Genomic DNA, 1536 nt, shown 5'->3' with positions numbered 1-1536 from the left:
TCCTCGCCGCCGAAGAGGTGACGATGAGCTTCAGTGTAAAACCTCTCGATACGACCACCTGGCCGCATTTCGCCGCGCTGGTCGAGCGTCACAATGGCGTGTGGGGCGGCTGCTGGTGCATGGCCTTCCACGCCAAGGGGGTTGGCGCCGCCGGCAACCGCGCGGCGAAGGAGGTGCTCGTGCGCGAGGGCCGGGCGCATGCCGCGCTCGTCTTCGACGGTCCGGCCTGCGTCGGCTGGTGCCAGTTCGGGCCGACCGCCGAATTGCCGCGCATAAAGCACCAGCGCGCCTATCGCGAGGGACTGACGGCGCTGCCGGACTGGCGCATCACCTGCTTCTTCTCCGACAAGGCCCATCGCGGCAAGGGCGTGGCCGCGGCAGCCCTTGCCGGCGCGCTGACCGAGATCGGCCGTCTCGGCGGCGGCAGGGTGGAAAGCTATCCGGAGGATTCGGAAGGGCGCCCGGTCGCCGGCGCCTTCCTGCATAACGGCACGCTGGCGATGTTCGAAGCGCAGGGTTTCAGCTGCAACCGCCAGATCGGCAAGCACCGCTGGGTGGTCGAGAAGATGGTGACGGCCGCCGGCGCTTCCCCAGCCCGCGGTTGACACCATCGCCCCGCCCTCCGATTGTCCTGGCTCACCTCGTATCGAAGGACTCCACACCAATGACATTGTCGGGCTTTGCCGCCTATTCAGGCGCGCTGGCGATTGCCGCCATCATTCCGGGGCCGCAGATCGTCGCCATCGTGGCGCAGGCGCTCAGGAGCGGCTACCGGCATGCGGCCTGGATGACGGCCGGCATGGTGCTGGGCGACGTGCTCTACCTCGCCGCCGTGCTTGCCGGCCTTGCCTTCATCGCCGAGACTTTCAGCTTTCTCCTGATCGCCATCAAATGGGCGGGCATCGCCTACCTCTGCTGGCTTGCGGTCCAGTTCTGGAGGGCGGGCGAGACCTTCGAGGTCTCCGACAGCGGCGCCGCAAGGAGCGGCGGCAACGCCTTCCTCTCCGGCGTTCTGGTCACGCTCGGCAATCCGAAATCGGTGCTCTTCTACATCTCCATCCTGCCGACGGTGGTCGATATCGGCGCGCTGTCGGCGCTCGCCGTGCCGATTCTGCTTGCCATCACCGCCGTCATCCTGGCGGCCGTGCAATTCCCCTTCGCGATCGCCGGCGCCGGCACGCGCCGCACCTTGCAGTCGCCGCGCGCCGCGCGCCTGTTCAACCGCGGCGCGGCGGTGTGCATGGGCGGCGCGGCCGCGACGATCGCACTGAGGAATTGAGGGATCGCGGACAGCCGCCCCGACAGGATCGAGCGTTTCCGGGATGGGCGGGTTTTCACCTTCAATATAAGTGAATTCTAATATAAAATGGTCGCCCCTCTGATGATTTGGAAGATGATCTGAGAAGGGGAGAGTTCCGATGCCCGCCTATCTGATTGCCGATGTCGACGTCACCGACATGGCCATGTTCGACGAGTACAGGCGCGAGGTCCCGGCGACGGAGGCTCGCTATGGCGGGCACTATCTTGCTCGTGGCG

3 protein-coding genes are annotated in these 1536 nt (G+C 66.4%); all 3 read left to right on the top strand.

Going from position 1 to position 1536, the window contains the following annotated elements; all coding sequences use genetic code 11:
- Nucleotides 1-605: hypothetical protein (locus EOA38_RS36280; protein ID WP_210213017.1), on the top strand; the 605-nt coding region annotated here is incomplete at its 5' end.
- A 59-nt stretch (nucleotides 606-664) separates the two neighbouring features.
- Nucleotides 665-1279: a LysE family translocator gene (locus EOA38_RS36275; RefSeq protein WP_127301478.1), complete on the top strand. Its 615-nt coding sequence runs from the start codon at nucleotides 665-667 to the stop codon at nucleotides 1277-1279.
- A 139-nt stretch (nucleotides 1280-1418) separates the two neighbouring features.
- On the top strand, nucleotides 1419-1536 hold a 118-nt coding region (locus tag EOA38_RS41035), incomplete at its 3' end, for a DUF1330 domain-containing protein (RefSeq protein ID WP_127301477.1).

This window comes from Mesorhizobium sp. M1E.F.Ca.ET.041.01.1.1, assembly GCF_003997355.1.
In the GTDB taxonomy this organism is placed as follows: Bacteria; Pseudomonadota; Alphaproteobacteria; order Rhizobiales; family Rhizobiaceae; genus Mesorhizobium.
The sequence above is the reverse complement of the archived record's forward strand: the minus strand, read 5'-3'. Positions and strand labels throughout refer to the sequence as shown.

Bases quoted from the DNA above. Each gene is read 5' to 3' on its own strand.
- EOA38_RS36275 (WP_127301478.1), top strand. From the start codon at position 665: ATGACATTGTCGGGCTTTGCCGCCTATTCAGGCGCGCTGGCGATTGCC.